Source organism: Streptococcus mitis, from assembly GCF_946190375.1.
Taxonomy (GTDB): Bacteria; Bacillota; Bacilli; order Lactobacillales; family Streptococcaceae; genus Streptococcus; species Streptococcus mitis_CJ.
Genome location: NZ_CAMIAF010000020.1, coordinates 16,840 through 41,412, shown reverse-complemented (window position 1 = coordinate 41,412; position 24,573 = coordinate 16,840). Strand labels below are relative to the sequence as shown.

The 24,573-nt window shown below is 40.0% G+C and carries 24 protein-coding genes; 1 reads left to right on the top strand and 23 read right to left on the bottom strand.

The window, feature by feature from the left end; translation table 11 throughout:
- From N8M09_RS09365 to tgt, 14 genes are all read right to left on the bottom strand, one after another.
- The coding region (locus N8M09_RS09365; RefSeq protein ID WP_261064983.1) for an accessory Sec-dependent serine-rich glycoprotein adhesin at positions 1 to 3,473 on the bottom strand (3,473 nt) is incomplete at its 3' end.
- Between the two features lie 465 nt (positions 3,474 to 3,938).
- Positions 3,939 to 4,526, bottom strand: a complete 588-nt coding sequence (locus N8M09_RS09360) for a class I SAM-dependent methyltransferase (RefSeq protein WP_261064982.1) — start codon at positions 4,524 to 4,526, stop codon at positions 3,939 to 3,941.
- Between the two features lie 4 nt (positions 4,527 to 4,530).
- Complete coding sequence (gene comGG, locus N8M09_RS09355; protein WP_261064981.1) at positions 4,531 to 4,968, bottom strand: competence type IV pilus minor pilin ComGG; 438 nt, start codon at positions 4,966 to 4,968, stop codon at positions 4,531 to 4,533.
- Positions 4,946 to 5,407: a competence type IV pilus minor pilin ComGF gene (gene comGF, locus N8M09_RS09350; protein ID WP_261064980.1), complete on the bottom strand. Its 462-nt coding sequence runs from the start codon at positions 5,405 to 5,407 to the stop codon at positions 4,946 to 4,948. Before comGF ends, comGG begins: the two co-directional genes overlap by 23 nt.
- Positions 5,370 to 5,672 carry a competence type IV pilus minor pilin ComGE gene (gene comGE, locus N8M09_RS09345; protein WP_071478895.1) on the bottom strand — a complete coding sequence of 101 codons (303 nt, stop codon included), beginning with the start codon at positions 5,670 to 5,672 and terminating at the stop codon, positions 5,370 to 5,372. Before comGE ends, comGF begins: the two co-directional genes overlap by 38 nt.
- Positions 5,635 to 6,069: a competence type IV pilus minor pilin ComGD gene (gene comGD / locus N8M09_RS09340; protein ID WP_261064979.1), complete on the bottom strand. Its 435-nt coding sequence runs from the start codon at positions 6,067 to 6,069 to the stop codon at positions 5,635 to 5,637. The genes comGE and comGD overlap by 38 nt, the downstream gene beginning before the upstream one ends.
- Positions 6,032 to 6,355, bottom strand: a complete 324-nt coding sequence (gene comGC / locus N8M09_RS09335) for a comG operon protein ComGC (RefSeq protein WP_000738641.1) — start codon at positions 6,353 to 6,355, stop codon at positions 6,032 to 6,034. Before comGC ends, comGD begins: the two co-directional genes overlap by 38 nt.
- Before the next feature lies 1 nt (position 6,356).
- A complete protein-coding gene (comGB, locus tag N8M09_RS09330; RefSeq protein WP_261064984.1) occupies positions 6,357 to 7,373 on the bottom strand; it encodes a competence type IV pilus assembly protein ComGB in 1,017 nt (338 codons plus the stop codon).
- Positions 7,321 to 8,262 carry a competence type IV pilus ATPase ComGA gene (comGA, locus tag N8M09_RS09325; protein WP_261064978.1) on the bottom strand — a complete coding sequence of 314 codons (942 nt, stop codon included), beginning with the start codon at positions 8,260 to 8,262 and terminating at the stop codon, positions 7,321 to 7,323. Before comGA ends, comGB begins: the two co-directional genes overlap by 53 nt.
- A 76-nt stretch (positions 8,263 to 8,338) precedes the next feature.
- The gene (locus tag N8M09_RS09320; RefSeq protein ID WP_000286405.1) at positions 8,339 to 8,704 is read right to left on the bottom strand and encodes a DUF1033 family protein; all 366 of its coding nucleotides are present in this window, start codon (positions 8,702 to 8,704) and stop codon (positions 8,339 to 8,341) included.
- 150 nt (positions 8,705 to 8,854) lie between these two features.
- Positions 8,855 to 9,913: a zinc-dependent alcohol dehydrogenase family protein gene (locus tag N8M09_RS09315; RefSeq protein ID WP_033688031.1), complete on the bottom strand. Its 1,059-nt coding sequence runs from the start codon at positions 9,911 to 9,913 to the stop codon at positions 8,855 to 8,857.
- Between the two features lie 162 nt (positions 9,914 to 10,075).
- Positions 10,076 to 11,227: an N-acetylglucosamine-6-phosphate deacetylase gene (gene nagA / locus N8M09_RS09310; RefSeq protein ID WP_261064977.1), complete on the bottom strand. Its 1,152-nt coding sequence runs from the start codon at positions 11,225 to 11,227 to the stop codon at positions 10,076 to 10,078.
- A gap of 151 nt (positions 11,228 to 11,378) precedes the next feature.
- The gene (locus N8M09_RS09305) at positions 11,379 to 13,196 is read right to left on the bottom strand and encodes an acyltransferase family protein (RefSeq protein ID WP_261064976.1); all 1,818 of its coding nucleotides are present in this window, start codon (positions 13,194 to 13,196) and stop codon (positions 11,379 to 11,381) included.
- 100 nt (positions 13,197 to 13,296) lie between these two features.
- Complete coding sequence (tgt, locus tag N8M09_RS09300; RefSeq protein WP_001285237.1) at positions 13,297 to 14,439, bottom strand: tRNA guanosine(34) transglycosylase Tgt; 1,143 nt, start codon at positions 14,437 to 14,439, stop codon at positions 13,297 to 13,299.
- Positions 14,440 to 14,555: 116 nt separating this feature from the next.
- Here tgt and N8M09_RS09295 point away from each other — a divergent pair, with 116 nt between their 5' ends.
- A complete protein-coding gene (locus N8M09_RS09295) occupies positions 14,556 to 15,413 on the top strand; it encodes a DUF975 family protein (protein WP_261064975.1) in 858 nt (285 codons plus the stop codon).
- A gap of 25 nt (positions 15,414 to 15,438) precedes the next feature.
- Here N8M09_RS09295 and pcp read toward each other — a convergent pair whose 3' ends face one another.
- The 9 genes from pcp to N8M09_RS09250 form a co-directional block, all read right to left on the bottom strand.
- Positions 15,439 to 16,083 carry a pyroglutamyl-peptidase I gene (pcp, locus tag N8M09_RS09290; protein WP_261064974.1) on the bottom strand — a complete coding sequence of 215 codons (645 nt, stop codon included), beginning with the start codon at positions 16,081 to 16,083 and terminating at the stop codon, positions 15,439 to 15,441.
- 112 nt (positions 16,084 to 16,195) lie between these two features.
- Complete coding sequence (locus N8M09_RS09285) at positions 16,196 to 16,558, bottom strand: DUF1304 domain-containing protein (RefSeq protein ID WP_261064973.1); 363 nt, start codon at positions 16,556 to 16,558, stop codon at positions 16,196 to 16,198.
- A 10-nt stretch (positions 16,559 to 16,568) separates the two neighbouring features.
- Positions 16,569 to 16,994 carry a MarR family winged helix-turn-helix transcriptional regulator gene (locus N8M09_RS09280; protein WP_261064972.1) on the bottom strand — a complete coding sequence of 142 codons (426 nt, stop codon included), beginning with the start codon at positions 16,992 to 16,994 and terminating at the stop codon, positions 16,569 to 16,571.
- 205 nt (positions 16,995 to 17,199) lie between these two features.
- Positions 17,200 to 18,405, bottom strand: a complete 1,206-nt coding sequence (locus N8M09_RS09275) for a LysM peptidoglycan-binding domain-containing protein (RefSeq protein WP_261064971.1) — start codon at positions 18,403 to 18,405, stop codon at positions 17,200 to 17,202.
- Between the two features lie 165 nt (positions 18,406 to 18,570).
- On the bottom strand, positions 18,571 to 19,191 hold the full coding sequence (locus tag N8M09_RS09270; protein ID WP_261064970.1) for an HAD family hydrolase: 621 nt from the start codon (positions 19,189 to 19,191) through the stop codon (positions 18,571 to 18,573).
- Positions 19,192 to 19,194: 3 nt separating this feature from the next.
- Positions 19,195 to 20,475, bottom strand: coding sequence for an MATE family efflux transporter (locus tag N8M09_RS09265; RefSeq protein ID WP_261064969.1), 1,281 nt, complete (start codon positions 20,473 to 20,475; stop codon positions 19,195 to 19,197).
- A gap of 60 nt (positions 20,476 to 20,535) precedes the next feature.
- Complete coding sequence (thrC, locus tag N8M09_RS09260; protein WP_261064968.1) at positions 20,536 to 22,020, bottom strand: threonine synthase; 1,485 nt, start codon at positions 22,018 to 22,020, stop codon at positions 20,536 to 20,538.
- 75 nt (positions 22,021 to 22,095) lie between these two features.
- Complete coding sequence (locus N8M09_RS09255; protein WP_261064967.1) at positions 22,096 to 23,373, bottom strand: glutamate-cysteine ligase family protein; 1,278 nt, start codon at positions 23,371 to 23,373, stop codon at positions 22,096 to 22,098.
- A 274-nt stretch (positions 23,374 to 23,647) separates the two neighbouring features.
- A complete protein-coding gene (locus N8M09_RS09250; RefSeq protein ID WP_261064966.1) occupies positions 23,648 to 24,238 on the bottom strand; it encodes a helix-turn-helix transcriptional regulator in 591 nt (196 codons plus the stop codon).
- Positions 24,239 to 24,573 lie beyond the last annotated feature (335 nt).

Genomic DNA, 24,573 nt, shown 5'->3' with positions numbered 1-24,573 from the left:
TTGTTAGCCCAGCCTCCGTCGACTTTAGCAAGGCCTGTTCCTTGCGTTCCTTTAAATGCAAAGAACTTACCTGTGACTCCATTTTCAGTTTTCGCTTTAACCTTTTTTAAGACAGTATAGTTATACTCAACTTCCTTAGTATCACTTCCTTTAGTAACGAGTAAGGTTGCTTTTTTCGTACCCGGAGTTGATAAATCTAAAGTTCCAGGTTTCCAAGTAACAGTAGTTGTTGAAGGTAAAGCTCCACCATTACCATCTACAACAAAGTCACGAGCATTGAGTTGACTAGGATTTTCTCCTTCAACGGCATAAAAACGATCTGTTTTAGCTCTATACGGTGCCTTCGCAGTAGCAGTGGTTGTCGCTCCATCTGAGTTAAAGTTATAAGACATTGCATTAACTGGAGTGTTATCTTTGACTGCCTCTTCGGAAATAGTCACATTACCAGTCGATTTATCTAAAGTCACCCCAGCTGGAAGAGGATCACTATTTTCCCATGTAGTTCCAGATTTCTTAATCGTAATTTGAGTAGGAGTGTTAGCAGTCGTCGGTGTAGTCGGTGTATAAGATATATTTATCTTATCATTGTCGGTCACTGGACTAACAACTACACTACCATCACTCTTAGGATCAACACGAGGAGCTGTAGCTCTAGCCTTCTCAACATTTTCAAAGAAAACTTCTGAAACATCGACTGAATCGCCATCCTCATCATCTTTATAAATGGTCTTAAGTTGCTTAGTCAATCCTACTTTAGTACCAGTAATCGTAGCAGCATTCCCTTGTAAGTCATTATGAGCAAGAATTGCTTGCTTATCTTTAGCAGACAAAGGTGAACCCAATCTTGATATATCCATATCTTCAGGGACAGGTAAGTAAACTTCTTTACCGTTAACAATAGCTTTTACAGCCATCTTTTCCCCTATTCCTGAACCAATTTCGTTACCGCCAACCCATTCAACATTCTTAACGTTTAAACGACTTAGATCACTACCTGTTCCTGCAGTGGTGTTTGGAAGAACTCTAGCAGTATTTCTTCCTCCATTAATCTGACTATTGTAAAGTTCCATATCATAAGGCTGTTCAAACCCTGATATATCACGAGATTTATCATCAATTTTCTGAATAATAGATACAGGATCGACCACCTGCCCTTTAGAAACCGTGCTAGAAGCTACTGTCTTATTAATTACAGGTTCATAGGCATCAGCCTGAGTGATAATTCGAAACGGAAGAGTACGAGTCCCCATCTTAGGAGCGGTAACCCTGAGGTCATGTTCTCCTTTAGAAAATGAAATTTCTTTAGTGTTAGCAAGAAATTGAATATAAGAAGAACTCTCATTTCTCCCTCTAATCGCATAAGTGATACTCTGGCCAGGCTCTAAAGGAGGAACCTCTGTAATATCTCCTGTTAATCTATCATAGGCATTTGCAATCGCATTCAAACGATTAGCATTAGTTAGGTCATTCAATTTACCATACTTCAAAAAAGTAGATGGAACGCCAGTTTTCAATTTTAGTGCATATCGTTCATTCGATCCATTCATTTGAAGGTAATTTCTATGACGAGAATCTTCCAAAGAACGGAAACCAGCCATATAAAAATCATCGGTATTTTCTGGACTTGTTGTCGTAAATTTTATTTTATATCCTTCTTGACGAGCACTCCCCTTAGGGTGCAAGGCATAAACATTTGCTGTAGCACTTTCGATGGTGTTAAAAGCAAAATCTCCCGCCTGTTTAACCGTTTCTGATATTTTATCTGTCTGATAATATGCACTTGGATTATTAAAGGCAAAATCTCTCAGACTTGTGAGCGAACCACGTCCAACCCCATTTGGCCCTACACCAGCTACATTTTCATAATAAGAACCGCCTTGATTATTCCAGGTATTCCCAACTGCCGCCAAAAGGTCTCCACTCTTAGAATTATGTAAAAATGAACTACCGTCATTACTACTTCCTAATAAATTCCAGTTTGAATTCGAATTACCATTATCCTTTTGATAAACCTCCATATGGGTAATGTTATGCCCTTTTGGAACCGTAAAGTAAAAATAAGGATTATCGTGACGATCTCCACTTTCATTAAAAGTAACTTCCCAGTTAGTCGTAGTTCCCTGTCTATGCGAAGTCATGTAAACTTGGCTTCGAATTGTTCTGACCTCAACACGTGTAGGAACATTGGATTTTTCGGGTGGTCTATTATTAGCTTGTCTCCCTTGCGTTGCATAAATATAGGTACCAGGTTTGTATCCATTAGCCAAGGGCTCACTTTTTGATTCTGCCTCTGATATCACATAGGCAACTGTAGCCTTTGCCATATTAGTATTTCCTGGAGTATTCTCAGGCGCTACCTCCCTAAAGCTAACTCCTCTCTCCATCGGTCTACCATTTAGCACACTACGTTTGCCGTTATGGGCGCGGAGCACTGCATTAGCGATAGAGTTTCGTGCAAGTGTCGCTTGTTTGATAACGTCTGTTAAATCAGCGCCTGGAATCTTTAGCGCATCTTCGATAGCTGTTACAGCTGCATTGACCTTAGCTACGGCTTCGGTTGTGTTTGGCAAACCGATGGACTTAGCTAGGTACTCACTCATATCAGCTGAGATTTTAGATAGACGTTTGCGGTCTTCTTGAGCTTTCTTGTTGCTCTCAGCAGATACTGTAGCCGCTACGGCAGCTGTTGTCGTCGTATCCACCAAACTTGAAGTTGTTGATGTGATTTGGCTCAAACGAGTTTCAACTGCTTGTAGAGATGCGAGGCTATCTGTGATAACTTTTGAAAGAGCTGCGTCAGCTGTTGCGTTAGCTGCATCTTCCTTACGAACAGATGTCTCTTTGTTTGAAGCTGTCTCTGATGTTGCTGGTTTTGCAAGTTCAGAAGTTGCTCCAGCTTGTGATTGAGAAGCACTTGTTGAGGCTGACTCTGATGCCGATGTGCTTGCACTTTCAGAAGCAGATGTACTTGCCGATACAGAAGCACTTGTTGAAGTACTTACTGATTGGCTTTCACTTTCTGAAAGATGCTTACTTGCATTCTTGGAAGCTTCCTCAGACAAGGATTGGCTTTGGCTGACAGAAACTGATAGGCTGTCGGCTTGAGCCCCCTCCTGATCTTTTACTGTTCCCAAAGTTACTGTGTCTGTATTCGCAAGTGTTTGATTTGACTCTACTGTCTTTTCAAGAGCGTCATTGGCATAAACCGTTGTTTGCGTTGCAACTGCTCCTCCAAGTACCGTCCCTGCTGCGGCTATCCCTTTCAGGATATCCAATCCTGTTAGTTTATTTGCTGATTGCTCTTCGATCATTTCAGTTGTTACCTGAGCAGCATCTACACCACCACGCAAGACTTTAAAGAGACCAAATTGAGAGGTCGAGGCACGCAACCAATGCTTACCTGACTTGATCAACTTGAAACGGGTCACACGATCCGTCTCTCTATATTCACCTTTTTGGCGCCTAAAAAACATATTTAACTCCTTCTTCTAAAAAGATATTTTTTCCTAATTATATTCTACTTCTTTGACTATATTAAGTCAACCCAATATACGCTCATGATAAAAAAGTTTTATTATTTAATTCTATGTATAACACTAGATGAGGTGATATTACTACAAACCTATTCATACCAAAAAATATTAATAAAATCAGCAAATTGCTTCTTTTGATATATATATATATATATATATCAAAAATGGTGTATATTTTTTAGTATCAAACTAGAAAACTAGACAAAAAAACGTCAAAACTCTATACAACTTGCCCTGCTATTTCTGTTTGTAGAGCCACGATTTCGCTATCCCTTCCTCTCCCCACTACCTCACGATAGTCAGGATTGGGAATCGCTATTGGGTTCACCGGTAGCAGGTGCCCGCAGAGGACTTACACCTCATATACACGACATGCCCGTCGTACACAAAAAAATCACTCCCTGACTAGGCAAGTGATTTTTGGGCTACTGTAAAAAAGAGTTCTGAGTAATTTCCTTGAAACAAGTCTTCAGCGCTATAGAGGGTCTGACTATGCACAGATGAAAAACCATGCTCCATTAGCTTGTTTTCCAGTTCAGCTAAATCAAATCCATGATGGTTAGCTTCCGTCTTGGTAAAATCGGCAATAAGGAGTCGCCCATCTCCCTTCAAATGCTGATGAAACAGTGAGAGAGCCGCATCCAAATCAGGCATATGATGAAGAACCCGACTAACAACAATGCAATCAAACTCTTGCTCCAAGGGATTTTTCAGTAAATCTTGCTCCAGAAACTGGATATTCTTGATTTCTTGTCGCTCCGCTTTCAAGCGAGCTCGCTCCAGCATTTTCTCCGAAATGTCTACAAGAGTAACGAACTTGGTTTGTTTGGCCAGAGGCAAGGCTAACAGACCCGTCCCTCCACCGAAATCCAAAATTTCTTTGTCTGATAGAAGATCAATCTGTTTCTCGACTGCTTGACAAACCAAGTTTGCAAGGAAAATATTTTTAGGGGAATCGAAAGTTTCTGCTTTGTGGTTAAAATCATGTTTCATGCTTTTAGTTTAACACAAAGTAGCTTGGTTGGCTAGGAATTCTCTTTCCAGGCTTCTCTTCTGATTTTTTCTTCTCCGCTTTTTCGTTTGAATCAGTCACTACCTTTTCCTTTTTATCCGTTTTCTCTTCTTTGATTTTAACTGAAGGAAATAAAAACTCATATTGGCTCTTAGGCGTGCGAACCCTTGTCACCAAGTTTGTTTTCTTATTTTGATAACTCACCTGACCTAGATTAAAGGCCTGTTCCCCACTTTCTTGCTCAGCCTTATCTTTGGTTCGTTTAGCCATAGCAAAAGCGATTAACTTTTCTTTATTTAAAGCATAATCTTGATAGTGGGCGACTTGTCTGTTCAAGTAAAATTGTAACAAAAGGCTAAAGATGGCTGCCAGGGTGACTGCATAGAGGAGAACACCTGCCTTAACTTTTTTCTTTTTCCACACGATAGATGAACTCCCTTTCTAAGCCTTTTTGAAACTGGAAACGAAAACGAACCAATTGCTTATCCTCTGTAATCTGAGCTGATTTGAGGCCATAAACCATAGGCTGATACCCTCGTCCACTGGCATCGGTTTTCCGAAAATCGTCCGATTTAGACTTGCCTATCGCAATTTCCTTGCCATCCTGCTTCATATAAATGCGATTGCCTTCCACTTTGTCGAACTGCGAACGGTCTAATTCTGCCTCCAGCTGATCCACAAACAAGAGCCACTCTTTTTGCTCGCTTTGCTGCTGATAACGAACTTCTGAAATGAGGAGCTGACTCATGGCTTGAAAGAGGAGTAAACTCCCACTGATGACAATGAGGGCAATCAGGGATTCTAACAAGGTGAAAGCCTTGATTTTATGGCTCTTTGATAGCCAATAACTGTTCTGAACCATGGTAGACCTCCAATCCCTTTTCACTAGAAAACACCTGAATCTCAACTCCGTTGATGTTTACCTGATTTTGACCTGTCTGCAGGGCCATCTTAGCTACACGCACAACTTCTTCCTTTTGCAGGATTTTTGCTTCTTCCTGCCTATTTTTCTGAATTTGGCCCAAAAGGAGGGTCGCAATGCTGGCAAAGATAGCTAAAGCGACCACTGCTTCCAGTAAAATTACTGCCCTAATTTTTTGTTTCCTTAATGCGTTTAATTTTTCCATTTCCTAGATATAATTGATAACGAATCGCTCCTTTATTGGTCTGAAATTCAACCTTAGCCAGAGACGAATTGCCCCCAGCTCGGTCAAATGTAATACTTTGTCCTGATGGTGCTTGAATGCCTTTAGGAACTGTCAACTTTTGACTGCCGTTACTAATCGTCTGCCCATCTAAGTTTAGACTAGTCTTTTGCTGACTGGCTACACTGCGTTTTTGGGTTTCCCGATAGAGTTCTTCAAACTCCATAAAGAAAATCTGCTCCTCTACCGCCGCAAAAGTGGACTGGACAGAGCCTGACAAGCCCAAGGCAACGATACTCACAAGTCCCAAAACCAAGAGACTTTCCAGCATGGTAAAGGCCTTAATCTGCAACGGTTTGACTGGTATTTTGTTTAGCATGGTATTCTTTATAAGCTTTAGCCTGTTCTTCTGTGATTCGCCCATCTGCTTGTAACTTACTTAGGCTAGCATCTTCATTTTTATCTAAACTATAAAGCTCTGCCTGGCTTTCCACTACCTTAACAACAGCAGCTTTTCCTTTGTCATTGACCGCCTCTTTTTGCTTGGTCAAATTAGGCACAAAGAGCAAGAGAAGCACGCTGATGATGAGCAAGACCACCAACATCTCTACCAGAGTGAAAGCTTTAACCTTAGCTTTTTTCAAGAATGTCATCATTTTTTTCATTTTAAAAATTTACCTCCATATTTTGATACATGGGCATGAGCATTGCCGCATAAAGTAAAACGATAATCAGTGCCACAAAGATAAAAACCAGTGGCTGCACCAGATTCATGGTACGATTGACTCGGGTAAAAAAGACTTCCCAAGTTTTTTCAGCATAGATTTCCAACTCACTCCCCAGCTTGGACTTGACTTCACCATACTCAATAATGAGACTCAACTCCTTTTTGAAGAAAGGATAGGTTCCTATAGTCTGAGAAAATTCCTGACCATTTTGTAGGGCTTGAGCCAAATCTCGACCGATTTCTTTAAAGAGCTGGGAACCTTGTTCCTGCATGATCTGAAAAATCTGCGTCAGCTCCAGCCCTTGAGAAATCATATTACCCCATTCACGCGCATAATAGGCTGTCAAATAGGTCTGCACAAAGATTCCAAGAAAGGGAAGGCGTGCTAAGATAGAAAAGACGCGCATCTTAGAACTTCTTTTATAAAAAGTTAGTGCTAAAAGGGCTAGTACGGAAACAAACCCTACCATGCCTAGAAAAATTTGTGGCAGATTGCCAATGATTTGGGTAGCAATATTGCTACTATCCAGTTGTGGTAGCAGGTAATTACGTAGTCCCAGCATAATTAAGAGAAGAAATCCCAGCAAAATCAAGGGATAGGTCGCTACTTCAATTAGTTTTTTCTTGACCTTGGCTAGATTGTCTAGATACTCTTCTATCTTTCCCAAACTCAGATGGAGATTTCCATGGACTTCCGCTAGGGATAACTGAGTGACAATGGCACTTGAAAAGCCCAAACTGTCCATCATTTCTGAGAATGATTTCCCCTGAGACAAGCCCGTGCGCATCTGGGTCACACACTGCTTGTCCAACAAGGCACTCCTATCTAAAAAGGAGATGGTCTCCACCAGATGAAAACCGCTGGAAAAGAGATTGTTAAACAAGGTGATGATATTTTTTTGCTTAGCTGTAGCTAATTTTTTCCGTTTCAGCCTGAAGACTTGTGATATGTCCATCTTTAAGAAGCTGGTCAATCTGTTCATTCCAGCTAGTTGGCTGGTGTTCTTGATAGTCTTTGTTTGCAAAGTCAACGATTCCTCCTCCCCCGATTAATCTTTGATAGCAGACTCCCTGCAAAACGACTGCCAATTCCTCCTCACTCACACCCAACTCCAACAGGCGTTCATAAACACCTCGAATACTCTTGGCGTGAATGGTTGAAAAGACTGTCGCCCCTGTCAAACTGGCTCTGACCACAGCACGCGCCGTCTCGCTGTCTCGAATTTCTCCGATAATCAGGAGATCTGGTCGATGACGTAGGGAAAGTTTGATTAGATTTTCATAGGTCAACCCGATTGCTTCATTCAACTGCAACTGGAGCATGTCGTCCTGCTTGATTTCTACAGGATCTTCGATGGACATGACTTGCTGTCCTTTAAATATTGATTTAGCCAATTCGTGCATCAAGGTTGTCTTGCCACTGCCGACTGGACCAGCAAAAAGATAGAGTCCCCGTTGCCTGTACTGCTTACCCAGTTCTTCAATATCCTGAAACCAAAAATGCAACTCCTGCTCCTCATCATGCAACAAACGAATAACTAAACTCTCATGTCCTCGATAATCGCCTACAGTAGATAGACGTAGAGATGCCATCTTCTGGTCATAGGCATAATCACAGGAACCAAGTTGACTACGTCGCTTTTCTCCTACATTCATACCCGCCACAAACTTAAAGTGACTGATGACTGCCGCAAATTTTTCAAAATCATAACAACCGATTTTACAGCGCTCGTCTCCTACCCTCATATGAAGCTCATAGGCGTCTAACTTGGGGACAAAATAAATGTCTTGCGCCCCTTTTTTCCGGGCCGAACGAATGATTTCTTGTGCAATTTCTTGAACCATACTTACCTCCTCACCTATACTATTCGCAAAGATTTGGAAAAATAAAAAAAGCAACTCCAAAAAAGTTACTTTTCCTCTATTTTAATTTCATACGGCAAGAACGGTGCCTTTCCTTACCTGTTTGTTTTTCATAGCCTGGACGTAATTTTTCATCTGGGATAACCTGCTCATCCTGCAAAAGAGCCAAAGAATGGTATTGTTGTAAATACTCATCACATTCATCACACCAGCGTTGGTCTTCTGGGTCCCAAAAAATGGTCATCAAATCACTTCTACTTTTATAAAGAGGGGATTCTTGCTCCAATCTAAACCAGCAAGTTTTGTAGTATTTGAGAGCATCATAATACTGGTCAAATTTCTTACTTGCTACAATATCTTCTTCCCAACCTTCTAAGAACCACCACGGTTCAAAATCTCCGTACATTTCTATAACACGATACATATTCATTCATTCCTTTGTACCGTATATTATAACCAATTCCGCCAAACAAGGAAAGAAATATGCTCATTTCTTAATTTCTTGATAAAAAATCCAGCCATCTGATGGATGACTGAATTTCTATTTGCTTGTATTCCAAAATCTTTTTACTACCTAGACTTCTGAGATATCGTTTTCGATAATGACTTTGATTGCATGGTGGTCTGCTGCCTTACTGAAAACTTCATAGGCTTTTTCAATTTCACTGAGTTTGAAATAGTGAGTTACCAATTTTTCTGGTTCAATCTTATGACTTTCAAGTGCTTTCAACAATTGTGGAGTTGTATTTGTAGATACCAAACCAGTTGTTACATTGATGTTGCGAATCCAAAGTTTGTCCAAATCGAATTCGACTGGTTTACCATGCACACCACAGTTGGCAACCGTTCCGTCTACACCGATAATCTTTTGACAGAAATCAAATGTTGCAGGAATACCAACAGCTTCGATAGCGACATCCACACCACGACCATCTGTCAAATCATAAATTTCTTTAATCGCTTTTTCAGGGTCTGAAGAATTAACCTTATGAGTCGCACCAAATGATAGGGCAGTTTCCAAGCGGTTATCGTCTAAATCCACCATAATCAATTTAGCTGGTGAATAGAATTGAGCTGTCAAAAGAGCAGCCAATCCAACAGGTCCTGAACCAATAATGGCTACACTACAACCAGGTTCTACTTTCCCTTTCAAGACACCAATTTCATACCCAGTAGGCAGAATGTCTGATAGCATAACCAAGGCTTCATCTGACAAGTCTTCTGGAGTGTGGTAAAGAGTGTTATCTGCATGAGGGACACGTAAATATTCAGCCTGCATACCATCAATCAGGTGACCGAAAATCCAGCCCCCTTCGTCTTCACAGTGGGCATAAATTCCTTTTTTACAGTAGTAGCATTTACCACAGGCACAGACACAAGAAATCAAGACCTTGTCACCTTTTTTGAAATTAGAAACTCCTTCTCCGACTTCTTCAACAATCCCAATTCCTTCGTGGCCAAGAATGGTACCACTTTGGCAAGCAGGAACATCCCCTTTGATAATATGGAGGTCTGTTCCACAAATAGTGGTTTTTACGATACGCACAATAGCGTCTGTTGGCTTGCGAATAACTGGTTTGTCAACGTCAACAAAAGAAGCAAGTCCTGGTTTAACATAAGTATAAGCTTTCATAAAGTACTCCTCCGTTTTTTTATTTGTACTATTTATAACATAATTGTAAGCCTTTTCATTTGTTTCTTCAAGTTTTTTTGTGATTTTTTTAACTTTTTTATTTACCGGTAAAGCAATATAGATAAAAAAGCAGAAGCTAGCCTCTAACTTCTGCTTTCTCTCTTATGCTTGATAACGTTTCACACCATCTAGATAGGTTGCTACCAATTCCAAATCTTTGTCTAAAACAATAAAATCTGCATCATAACCTTCACGAATTTGTCCACAGACATCGTCAATATGAACAGATTTTGCTGGGTTAAGGCTAGCCATCATGACCGCTTCGTGTGGATTTGCAATACCCCACTCGACTACATTTCTCATACCATCTTTAAGTTTGAGGATAGAACCTGCCAAATTACCAGTAGATTTGAGACGTGCAGTTCCATTTGCTACTACAACAGGGAATTCTCCCAACATATAGTCACCGTCTTCAAGCCCACCAGCTGTCATACAGTCCGTAATAAGAGCGATGTTTTCTGTCCCCTTTTGCTTAAGTAAAATCTCACAAGCTTTTGGATCTACGTGATAACCATCACAAATCAATTCTGCGTAAGTATGTGGGAGCTCATACATAGCTCCTACCATACCTAGTTCGCGGTGTGTTAAACCACGCATCCCATTATAGGCATGTACCCATACACTAGCCCCAGCATCAACTGCCTTCTTAGCTTGTTCAAATGTCGCATCTGAGTGTCCAAGTGCAACTGTCACACCTTCACCTGTAATAGTACGTACAAAATCTTCCACCCCATCACGTTCTGGTGCAATAGCGATTTTATTTAGCATCCCTTTTGCAGCATCTTGCCAAGAATGAAACTCCTCAACACCCGGGTCTCTCATATAAGTTGGATTTTGTGCCCCCTTAAAAGTTTCTGTGAAATATGGACCTTCATAATAAATCCCACGAATCTTAGCACCTGTTGCTTCTTTATAATGGTTTCCAAGATTTTCAGTGACTGCAAGCAATTGCTCATAAGTGGCTGTTAAAGTTGTGGGCAAGAAACTGGTAACACCGGTACTAAGAAGTCCTTCACTCATAGTATGCAATGTACCTTCAATGTTGTTGTCCATCACATCTACACCTGCATATCCATGAATATGAGTATCCACAAGACCTGGTGCAATGCTATAACCAGTATAGTCAAGAACCTCTGCTCCTTCAGGAATTTGATCCACATGTTTCCCAAATTTGCCATCAACAAGTTCTAAGAACCCACCGCGACGAATGCCAAATGGATAAAAAAACTGATCCGCTTTAACGTAATTAGGCATAATAATGACCTCCTTAAAAGATTACTTTTGATATTTATTATGTCAATTACATTATAAACTTTTCTGATTCATTTGTAAATGGTATAGACCTATTTTCTAGAGATATTTTAAAAGAGCTGGATTTCTCCAACTCTTCTCTTTTTAATACAAGTTATTTTGATTTGACTGGCTTGTCTTGAGCTGTTTGCAAGGCTGTAGCAATGGTATCTGCATACAATTTTGCTCCTGCTTCAATCTTACTATTGTCACTTCCGAAATGGACTTGGTCTGTTCCTGTCCAAATTTCTGGATGCTCTTTCGCAACTTGATTCCAATCAGCAATGGTGATATAAGGAGTCTTCTCCGCCAATTCTCTCATATAGGCAGCCGCCTTCTCAACGATTGCATAGGTCTCTTTTGTCTTATCTCCTTCATAAGGAGTCACCAAAACCATATGGTGTCCCTTAGGAAGATTTTTCACGATACTATCCCAATCTTCCTTGTAATTTTCAGGATTATTTACCCCTGTTGCAATGACCACCATCTTAGGTAAAAATTTATTCTGGCTATTATTTAGCATGATTTCATTGGCAGTCTTGGTTGTTCTGCTGACCTGCGCGTTAATCTGTGCTCCAGGAAGGGCTGTCTGTAGGGCTGTATTTGCCCTTAAAGCAACCGAGTCACCAATTAACATAGTGCCATCAGCAATCCCCAAACTGTTTGCATCTGCCCGTTCTGTCATCACCTTGGTCTGGCTAATATTTGTTGCAGCTTGCTTCAAGCCATTGACAGTTAAGTCTGTCTCAAACGCTCCCACTTGTGGTGCCATCAAAGTCACTAAGAAGACAATGAAGGCCAAGATTCCTGTACTTGTTGCAAGGATTGTGTGAATATAAGGCAGGGGACGAAGAGTTTGTAAAATAGGTGTGCTCTTTCCTGCAATCCAAGGTTCCAACACATAAAATGATAGGCTGGCAAAGCCATAAGAAAAAATCAAAGTCAGTAACACAGCAAAAAGATTTGATGTTAACTGTGAGAATATGATATAGAAAGGCCAATGGAAGAGATAAACTGCATAGCTAGTATCTGCTAAAAAGCTGATAGTCTTTGGCTCCTGCACATAAGGTGTCTTTTCATGTAAGACACGCGCCGCCAGAATCATAGCAAGGGCTGCAAGACTGGCAAGCAAGAAGCCCATAAGGTAGGTAAAGAGATAGGTAAATTTGACAAAGAAAGTCAAAATGAGTAAGAAGCCAAAACCTCCTGCAAAAATTAACAGGGTTTTTCGTAAATCCCAGATTCTATCCAACTGCTTAACTAGGGAAGTCGTCTGACGAACGCCTACGATAGTTGCTAACACACTTCCCAAAAAGAATGGATAGACATGAGTTAAACTGGAGAAATAAACAGAGGAATAATAGGTCACTAGAAAACTACCAATAAACATGGAGAAGAAGCTGATTAAAAAGGCAGCAGCTGATAAGAGAAAAACCATCCCCTTCAACTGACCATTTGATCTAGACTGCTTGGATAAGAACCAAACTGCCAATCCCCATAGAATATAGTAGTGAACCTCAACTGCCAAACTCCAATTATGAACAAACAAATGGGGAATGAACTGAGATTCATAACTCCCACCTGTTAGGAGTTCATAGAAGTTGGTCATAAAGCCTAAAACACCCGCAATCTGCCCCCCAATTCCAGCCACATAATCTTGGCGAACTAGAAAGGTAAAGGGCATGGTTACCAAGACCATCAAAACCACAGGTGGTACGATACGATAAAAGCGCCTTCTAAAAAATCCTATCAAATCAATCTCACGATTCTTAGAAAATTCTTCGATGAGTAGAGCCGTAATCAGAAAGCCTGAAAATGTGAAAAAGACATCTACCCCGAAAAATCCTCCAGGAAAGATGGTCTGAAAGAAGTGATACAAGAGTACAAAAAGTAAACCTGTAATCCTAATCAAGGAAAACCATTTAATGCGCATACGAGTTTATTCTCCCTTTCATTGTACACTTTATTCTATCAAAAAAAGAAGAAAAATCCTAAGAGAAAACTTAGGATTTTTAGCTTATATCCATTCCATTTTAGAAATTACGCCCTGATTTATTATAGCCATATTTTTCCACAAAATACTCACGGAATTCCAAAAGATTATCATCCATGATGGCTTGTCGCACTTGCTTCATCAGGTTAAGCAAGAAGTAAAGGTTATGGTAGCTAGTCAAGCGGATACCAAAGGTTTCATCAGCCTTGAGCAGGTGACGAAGATAAGCGCGTGTATAGTTCTTACATGTATAGCAATCACACTCAGGATCCAGTGGTGTAAAGTCCTCAGCAAACTGAGCATTTTTGACAACCAAACGACCTTGACTGGTCATACAAGTCCCGTTACGAGCGATACGAGTCGGCAAGACACAGTCAAACATATCCACCCCACGAATCACCCCATCAATCAAACTATCTGGCGCTCCCACACCCATCAGATAACGAGGTTTATTTTCAGGAAGCAGTTGAGTTGTGAAGTCCAAGACAGCATTCATCTCTTCATGGGTTTCTCCCACTGCCAAACCACCGATAGAGTAACCTGGAAAGTCCATGCTGACAAGATCATGAGCTGATTGGCGACGAAGGTCTTCAAATCCTGCCCCCTGCACAATTCCAAACAAACCTTGGTCATGTGGACGACGATGAGCCTTTAAACCACGCTCAGCCCAACGACTGGTACGCTCGATTGATTTCTTAACGTAGTCGTATGGTTGATAAAACTGAGGACATTCGTCAAAGGACATCATGATGTCTGAACCCAGATTATTCTGAATAGAGATGGCTTTTTCTGGTGATAGGAACATCTTAGAACCATTGAGATGGTTTTTAAAGGTTACTCCTTCTTCTGTGATATTACGGCTATCAGCTAGGGAATAAACCTGGAAACCACCACTATCTGTCAAGATAGGCTGATCCCAATTCATGAACTTGTGGAGACCACCTGCGCGTGCAATGAGTTCATCTCCAGGACGAAGCCACAAGTGATAGGTGTTTGATAGGATAATTCCCGAACCCATCTCCTTCAATTCTTCAGGTGACTGAGTTTTGACAGTGGCTTGTGTCCCAACTGGCATAAACATAGGTGTTGGGAAGGTACCGTGGGGAGTGATGATTTCTCCCAGACGAGCTCCCGTGTGTTTTTCTTTCTTAATCAAACGATATTTGATTGGTGAATCTGACATTTTTTACCTCCGAAGCTGGGAAAGACAGTCCCAGTTCATACTTTGTGCCCAAGGGCATACTGTATGATTTTATCAAAAAAAGCCGGAACTGTCACGAACTATGGTATAATGAGAGAATGAAATACCCAAAAATTGATTTAAAAACTGTTCGTCTGCAAGCCAGACAATTTCAGGCTGAAAATCCCCGCCTCTTTCTCGCCTATCTCTTACCTAGCATGCTGGTCATCTTGTCTGGCTTCCTCAATCCCTTAGAGCGTATCAACGAGTCTATTTTAGAACAACCCTTTTTAAGCGTGTTTGGTCATGTATTCCAAGCCTACCTTTTTCCACTATTAGTCTCCTTTATCGGGGCAATACTTCTAACCAGTTCAGTCTATACAACCCTAAAACTCATCAAGAATCCAGATACAGAACTATCCGTCAAAAATAGTCTCACTCTCTTTAACGACGAGCACTTTTCACAAACCTTTTTGACTCTCCTTCTCAAACGCTTCTATCTCTTTTTATGGAGCATTCCTAGTTTACTTGGGATTTACTTCCTCTTTTACAGTAGCTTTCTAGCAAAGAAATTCGTTGTCCTCCATCCTGAATTTCCCAATCTGGATCTCACGTCAATTGAAACCGAGCGTTTCCTCATGACCTTTGGTCTTTACTTTCTAGCAAGTATCCTCTTGATGATTGTCGGAAATAGTCTCTATATTCCACAATACTATGCCTATTCTCAGGTAGAATTTCTCCTCTGTGATACTCTAGATTTAGGACAAGCCAAACCAGGACAAATCCTAAAAACCAGCCGTTTCTTAATGAAAGGTTACAAATTTCAACGCTTTGTTCTAGACTTACAACTCCTTCCTTGGTACTTCCTCAATTGGATTACCTTTGGAATTGCTAGTTTTTCACTCCTACCCTACATTCAAATCAATAAAATAATTTTCTACCGAGCTATACTAGCTCGAAAACGTCCAAAAGCTTGAAGGTTTTCCCTCAAGCTTTTTTCTATCAATGAATTTCTCCGCCTACCAACTTGAGGTCCTCATCTCCATGTTCTATCATAGCGCCGATTGCCACTTCTATCCCTCGCCTAATATCCACTAAACTCATAGCTGGGGTAGTCGGTCTATTCACCACCTGTTCCATCATATAAGGAATATGCATAAAACCTGCCTTGACATGTGGAAATTTCTTTTCTGCCAAATAGAGGACCTGATACATCAAATGATTGCAGACAAAAGTCCCTGCCGTATTGGAAACAGAGGCCGGCAAGCCCTCTTTTTTTATAGCTTGAACCATCGCTTTAATAGGCAGACTACTAAAGTAGGCCGGAGCACCATCTGGACGAATGGAAAGGTCAATCGGCTGATTACCTTCGTTATCAGGGACGCGTGCATCGTCTTGATTAATGGCCACTCGTTCAGGTGTCAAGCTAGACCTTCCACCTGCTTGGCCGATACAAAGGACAAAGTCAGGTTGATAACGGTTCATCTCTTCTTCCAATACTTGAGCCGATTTGTGAAAGACTGTCGGTACTTCTAGCCAACGAACCTCAGCACCATGAATTTCAGATGGTAAACCTTTAATGGCCTCCAAGGCTGGATTGACCTTTTCCCCTCCAAAGGGCTCAAAACCTGTCACTAATACTTTCATTTCTAACTCCTCAAAACCAATTCAATGAGACTTTTTTCTTAAAAACAAGTATAACATATTTCCCTTATTCTGGAGTGAAAAGGACTAGCGAGACTAGTACCGCCTTTCAAATTTATTTAAAGAGTAAAATACTAATCAAGGCCAAAATAGCTGGTCCACCTTGCTTCAAAATAATTTTCTTATCTGCTGTGAGAGAGCCATAAGCCGCAGCACCAATCACAAATAAAACAAAAATAGTCACAATTTCCAAATTCTGTGAGAAATAAATTCCATACAAGAGAAAGACTCCTAGCAAAGCATTATAAATCCCTTGATTTTTAAATAATGAGCTTACTGACGAACGAGCCAGTTCTTCCTTTTCCATGTTAAAGACACGACTAGTTGCATCTGATTGCGTTGCAATACTTTCCAAATAAAAAATGTAAAAATGCTCCAAAGCAACAATCGTTGCTAAAATGATTGTCATAATTGACATCTATTTCTCCTTAAATTTCTATATTTTCAATACCCAAAACCAATTTATTTACTAAACGGATGAGTTCTGTTCTTTCAGACTCTGTTAAGATACTTTCCATCGCTTCTTTAACCTTGATATGCTGCAGAGGTGGATTCACCACTAACTGCTCCTTGGCATACTTCGTAGACTCCACCAACACTTCCCGCTGATTTTCAGGATTACGATGACGCTCCACCAAACCCTCTTTTTCTAAAATCTTGAAATGTCGTGTCAAGGCAGCCTGATCAATCTTCAAACGCTCCTGAACCGCTATTTGATTACAAGGGGAATGCTTCAGCAAAAATAATAAAATCTGATACCGTGTCAAACTAATCCCAAGTCTTTTTTCAAACAATTGCGTACTCGCTTGCTCAGACAAGCGGAGTTGATAAAGTAAATCTTGAATCTCTAACATTTCTTCCTTCTTTCTATTGACTTATCAATAATTGACTAATCAAGTATAATATAAAGTAAAATAGATTGCAAGAATGTTGCTTGAAATATTACAAAATACTGACTATCCATTCTTCATTCAAATTGACAAAGAAAAAACGAACGAGATTCGCTTCCTAACACAAAAGCTATATCTCATTCGTCAAAATGATATTACCAAGTCTGGTTTATCCATTCATTGAAACGTGAACGTGGTCATAGTGGTTCTCTGTCACGCTACCACGGTCCGGCATTGGATTCCAAGTGTTGGCTGGTCCATATTTGCTATCGAATGGGGCATAGAAACGTTGTTTCCAAATAATGTAACTAATTCCACGGCTGGCCATGTTTTGAATAGCGTATTCCGCAATCTTATCCCCTAGTTCTGAGCTTTCTGGTACCATAAAATCGATAGCCAAACCTTTTCCGTGATCTCCACTATCTCCTGGACGGTAACCACTAAAGGATGTGATACCAAACAAGTTGGCAATCTCTTCTTTAAAGGCAGCTGTTTGTGGTTGAAGACCTGCATTTTCAGATTTCGCTACCGCAAGTCCAGCATAATCGGGCGCAGCTGGAGCCTCGTAAGTTGCTGAAGCTGTTTTCGTCTCTTCTGGTTGATAAGTAGAAACTGCTTCTGTAGCTTCACTTGATGATGCTACTTCTTTTGCTTCTTCTAAACTTGTTGCAGTTGTTTCGGTTGCTGTTTCTTCTACTGGAGTTGTAGTTTCTTCCACTGTTGAAACAGCTTGTGGGCTTGCTTGAGTTTCCTCTTTCTCAGCTGGACTCGTTGCCTGAGGAGCTGCTTCTGCAACTGTACTGCTTGTTTCGGCTGTTTGCTCCTCTGGGACAGAAGTTCCTGTAGAAGGCGCAACTTCTTCTGAAGCAGTCGCTGTCTCTGTAACTTCTGAACTTGTTGCTACTTCTTTTGTACTTGTAGTTTCTACCGCTTTTGGAGCTTCTGCAATCGGTTGAGAAAGGTCTGCAACCTGAACAGTTTGATCATCAACCGTCACTTGATTGGTTGTCAAATCTGCTGTCGCAGTTGTCACTTCTTCACTAGAAGCCGCTTGAGGTGTTTGGATTTCAACTTCTGTTACTTCTTCTGCTTCATTGACGGTCGTTGTCAAAACAGTTTCTGGGAAAATCAGATCCATATTAGTGATTTTATTCAAATTCGCAAGAACTGTGACATCTACACCCAGGGCTTCTGCAATGGTGCTCAAGGTATCACCATACTGTACGGTATAACTTGTTTTGTTGTCCGTTTTAGTCAAATCATTTTGGATTTGCTCAACACTACGTGCAGTCCAAAGAACTTCTTCTGCTTGGGTTGCCAATACTGAGGCAAATGACAAGGCTACTGTTGACGCTAATAATATTCTTTTCTTCATTCTTTCAAATTCCTTTCAAATGAGTACCTGTCTATGATAACACAAAAAATGCAGAAAAAAAGCCCTCTCGGGCCTATTTAACAGAACTGTCTATTCCTTGTAACAAACTCGGTTACTTGAAATAGTTTGTTAGTTCTCTGTCACAAAACTGACACAATCTTCTCGTTACTTGCTCTCAAAAATATAAGTAATATCTGCTAACTCTTGAATCCTGTGATTGCCTTCATAAGACGACTCTAAAAAATTAATGCTCTGAATACCACTATTCTGGGCAAATTCCACATCCAGAGTCCGATCCCCTATATAATAGGTTTTCTCAGGATCCAACTGATACTTGTCTAACAGATAGGTAGCCACTTCCGGATTAGGCTTGCGCGCAAAGCCACTCTGACTGGTTAAAATCTCTGTAAAATAAGATTCCAACCCCAAGTCTCTTAGAATGGTAAAAGCATTGTCTCCCTTATGAGTGTAAACAAAGTTCCGAATCCCTACTTGGTCTGTCCAATCCAACACCTCACGCGCACCTGGCATTAAGACTACCTGGGCATTCTTTTCAGCCAGACTCTGGGCACGCACCTGATTTAGCACTTCCACATCCAGTTTTCTCTCTTCCGCCACCTGCACAAGCAAATCTTGCACCGAATATTTGAGGATAAACTCTCTCACTTTCTCCTTATCATAAGGAATAGAAAACTGACCAAAAGTCTCCTCAATCCCTGACAAAATCGCTTCGTAAGAGTCCAATAAAGTCCCATCTAAATCCCAAATAAAAGCTGTTTTTTGCATTTCCTATCCTTTCAAGCTCATATAACGCTGGTAACGGTAGCGTAGAAATAACCAACGAAAACCATTATCCAACAGGGTTCCAGCCCAAATACCAGGCAAGCCCCAACCAAGCACAATCCCCATCAGATATCCTGTTCCAATGCGGATACACCACATTCCTATACTTGTCGCATAAAAGGGAAGCCGAGCATTGCCCAAACCCTGCCAGACTGCTGTATAGATGACTGTTCCTGTCGTCATAGGAGTACCAAGTAATGAAAAAAGTGTCACTAGAACACTGGCCTCAACCGCTAAAGGATCAGTCGTATAGAGATGAGTTAGTGGTATTCCTAAGGCATAGATACTGAAGGTCAAAGGCAACATGAGAAACAGAGAAAGCCAAAAGGTTTGCTTGCTCAAACTAGCGACTCTTTCCCAATTATCCTCTCCAACTGCTCGGGCCACCAACATAACCGTTGCCGTAGCAACGCCAAAAGCAGGCATGTAGTTAAACTGGGTCAAGACTTCTCCGACCGCATTTCCAGCCACTGCCTCCGTCCCAAAAGAAACGACCAAGGCAATGATCACTACATCTCCAGCCCGCATCATAAGTCGCTCTCCAGCTGCTGGTAAAGCCAAGGTCAACAGTTCCTTATCTAAACCAAAAGTTGGCTTCGCATAAGGCAGTTTTAATTGTGACCACAAAATCACAAGACCAACCAAACGAGACAGAATAGTCCCCCAAGCAACACCCGCTATCCCCATATCAAGGATAAAAATAGCTAGACTGGAAAAGAGAATATTCAAGGCATTTGACAAGAGGCTGACATAAAGAGGCAGACGTGGATTATGCGTTGCACGAATCAAGGCTCCCAGACTCGTCATCAAGCCCAAAAGAACAATCGTTCCACCTACCAAAGATAGGTAGAGTCCTCCACTTTCGGCCACATCTCTCTCCGTTCCCAAGAGTCCTATCATCTCTTGTCCAGCAAAGATGGACAAAGCTCCTAAAAGGAAACTTACTAGTAAAGTAATTTTCAACGCCTCAGTCACATGATAGGCTAGCTTAGACTGATTCTTCTGACCCAAACTTTTTGAAATAACACTGGAAATAGCAGCTCCCAGAGCGATGAAAATCGCCTGATAAATGGTGATAATATTACCGGCTACTGAAACACCTGAAATAGCTATCAATCCTAAATGAGCAACCAAATAACTGTCCACCATTCCCATGAGCATCTGCAAAAAGTTTTCACCCATAGCTGGCAATGCAATATTAAGAATGTCTTTATTTTTCTTAAACAATCTCTCCTCCTGATGAAAAGAAACTCAGTTGGTTTCCCAACCGAGTTTACTCCCTCTGTCTTAAAGTCCTAGATAAGCTTCAACCGCTGCTTGCATGTCAGCAGCTGCCACGGTTGTCTTGTGACGAACTGGAGCTGTTTCAAGCCCATCAACTGCTGGCGGCACTGCCACTCCTGAGATGTCATGTAATTGAGCCAAGGCTTCAAAGTCTGTCAAGTCAACTTTCCCAGTTACAGCTTCTACTGCAACCACTGGGAACTTGTATGGACTAGCTGTTGAAGCAATCACTGTCTTGGTAACATCGCCAGTAGACGCTTGGTATTTTCTATACACTGCTGAGGCAACTGCCGTATGTGGATCCTCAATGTAGGCATCTGTTTGGTAAACACGTTTGATTTCTGCCGCTGTTTCTTCCTCAGTCGCATACTCTGCTGCAAAGAGGTCCAAAATCTCTGCATCAAAATTAGTCAACTCATATTGACCTTGGCTATTCAAGGCATTCATGAGTTCAGCTGTTTTAACCGCATTATTACCCAAAAGATGGAAAATCAAACGCTCCAAGTTTGAAGATACCAAAATATCCATAGATGGACTAGTTGTCACCTTAAACTCACGTTTCTTATCGTAAACACGTGTCTTGAAGAAGTCTGTCAAAACATTGTTGTCATTTGAAGCACAGATCAATTTACCAACCGGAAGACCGATTTGTTTAGCATAAAAGGCAGCCAAGATATTTCCAAAGTTTCCTGTTGGTACTGTGAAGTTGACCTTATCACCAGCCACAATCTCACCAGTCTTGACCAACTGAGCGTAGGCATAAACATAATAAACAATTTGTGGTACCAAACGACCAATGTTCATAGAGTTAGCTGACGAAAATTGCAACTTGTTTGCCGCTAATTTTTCACGAAGAGCCACATCGTTAAACATATGCTTCACATTTGTTTGGGCATCATCAAAGTTACCATCAATAGCGATAACATGAGTATTGTCGCCAGTCTGAGTGGTCATTTGCAACTCTTGTACCTTGCTGACACCATTCTTTGGATAAAAGACGATAATCTCAGTACCAGGCACATCGGCAAATCCTGCCATAGCAGCTTTCCCAGTATCACCAGATGTCGCTGTCAAAATGACGATTTTGTTCTCCAAACCATGTTTCTTAGCAGCAGTCGTCATAAAGTATGGCAAGATAGACAAGGCCATATCCTTAAAGGCAATCGTTGAACCATGGAAAAGCTCTAAGTTATATTGTCCGTCTAATTTCACTAATGGCGCGATAGCTGGAGTATCAAATTTGCTATCGTAGGCATTGTTGATACAGTAGTCCAACTCCTCAGCTGTAAAGTCATCTAAAAATGCTGACAAAACTAACTTAGCAACTTCCTGATAAGAAGCATCTTTCAATTTGTCAAAGTCCAAATCTACCTTTGGATAAGTAAGCGGTGTAAACAAACCACCATCCGTTGCCAAACCTTGCAAAATTGCTTGGCTAGCAGTTACTGTATTGTTGGCATCACGCGTTGATTGATAAACTAATGTCATTACTCTCTATCCTTTATCTATAGTCTCATCCATTATATCATGATTTTTCAGAAAATTCTCCCTTTATAAGAAAAATTATAGGCTCAATTCTTCTTTCAAAGGCTCTAAATAAATCATTTCTTGTTTATTTCTCATCTTCAGTCCTTCATCAGCTAGCAAGAGTAAATCTTTTGAAAACTCTATAATCGCAGTTTTCTCCTCATCTGTTAGCTTTTTCTTAGAAAATTGCCGCCTTAAAGACTTATAATTTCTCCCAAATTCTTTAAAGAAAGGTGCTGTTTCTAAATAAGCTTCTAACTTATCTAAATTAACCAACAATCCTAAGTGAAAAGCTGCTGAAGCGAAGGTTCTATCTAGAGGTTGAGTACACACACTACGAAACTCAACTGTTCCGCGAGTCGTTAAGTCTTGGTACTGATAACTACGATGGGTTTCAAACTCCTTCTCTTGGGGGTAAATAATAACCTCATCCCCATTAAGAGCATATGCTTGGATTTCAGGTGTAGATAAATAGTCCCCAGCCTGAATCGGATAAAAATAATATGTTTGCCCATCACGTTCCGCAGTAAAAATTGCAGAATGATCTAGATAGTCAAAAAAATCATCTTCATCATCAAAGAGTCTAGCATTAATCCCAACATTCTCTGTATAGATGCCATGCATGGATTCTTCCCAGAAAATATCCCTTGAAATTTTAGTATCCCAATCCATACCTGAAAACTCAGAATTTGCAAATAAATAAGCTTTAGCTGCTTCAATTTGGGTAAAAGCATTAATCACCCGTAAGTAATTGGATTTTGAAACATCCAACTGAACCTGACTCCCACAGATAAAAGCACCATATTCAGGGAAATGATGTAAATCTGATTGAGTAATATTTCTACTCAAATTCAAATAATCCATCAACATCTGGTAGCGTGGATAAGCCACTGGACAATTCTCATTTTTATCCCAGTTGGGATGAATGCCACAGCCAACAATAGCATGATTAGATTCGCCTAATTTTCTCTGAATTACATTCATATAATTATTGAAACGATTTTCGACCTCTTGAATCGTTTCAGCCTTACCAAATGCAAACTCAATCGTTGTATAGGAAACTTCAAATAAAATAGCATCCTGACTTTTCGGATCCACTAACTGGATAGGATTGCCAAAATCATCTACCTTTTCTACAGTGAAATCCAGAGCGGAAAGTAAATAATGAAATAAATCTTTTATAACTTCAACATCTGTTGCATTCCCTTCCAAGTTTACAACAGGATATTCCAGCTCAACCCCAATAAACAATTCAGGATTTTCTTTAATATTTTTCAGATACCGATGTTTTAATAAATCGATAGAACGAGACATACTTCCCTACACTTTCATAATCTAAATAAAATTTGAATAACTATAATTATAGCAAAAATAATATAAAAAAGGAACGAAGATTAACTACGTTCCTTAGCTCTTTACTATACCGGCGGCCGGGGTCGAACCGGCACGTCCTTGCGGACACTGGATTTTGAGTTCGAAACATTGTGTTTTACAACATTATAAATATCATTAAATCAGACTTTGGGGCATAGATTTTTATTGTAAAAAAAGTAATTTTCCTATTTTTGGTTATCATATGGTATAGATTTTATTTTTTAGATAAATTTCTATTGATGTCATATCTCATCAATTCCATAGTCGTTTCTGAATCAGCAATCTTATACAATTCAATCAATCGTTCTTTGTTTTCATCAAGTTGTTCAGATAATTTAAGTTTAACTAGATTCACTTTATCTTCAAGAGAGATTGAAACATTGCTATCAAAGGATAATTCTTTGTTTAGCAGTTCTTCTGTTATCTTGTTTTCTGTTAGATCTTGCTGAAATCGAACATACTTAAATAGCGAATTAAGATAAACTTCTTCTTCTGCCAATCTTCTATACATAAAATTATTATTCAATCTATCCATATGTTCTGCCCAAGCAAAATCACCTTTTGCTTGTCCCATTTCATTATATGGAAAAAAATCTTCAATATCCACATTAAGGGCTAAAGCTATTTCCTCTAGTCTTTCCCAAGTAGGCTCTGTTGTGCCTTTTTCATAATTTATAATTGTCTGTTTAGTTACTCCAATTATTTTCGCTAATTCTTTTTGGGTTAAACCAGCTTTTAATCTCACTGATTTTATATCTATTTGTCCAGCACGAATAATATTTGTATAGTTAAATAAAGGTTTCATAAAAATATCTCCTTGGTAAAAAAACATTTTACTTTTTTATTGACAGGTAAAATTCTTTTTGATATCATAAAAATGGGTAAAAAATCGTTTTACCTTACTAGTATAACATTTTTTCGAAATAATGTAACATTTTAAAATTATCGGAGGTGGTATTATTGACTATTTAGAAGTTGCAAATAAAACAGGTAAATCCATCAGTACTATTAAAAAATGGAGAAAAAAAATAGAAACTTTATCCGGCTATGAATTTACAAAAATTAAGGCTAAAGTTAGTTATCGTAGCGTACAGACATTCTTCGATTTTACCAAAGAAGAAGTTTCTAAATTTGTAGAAC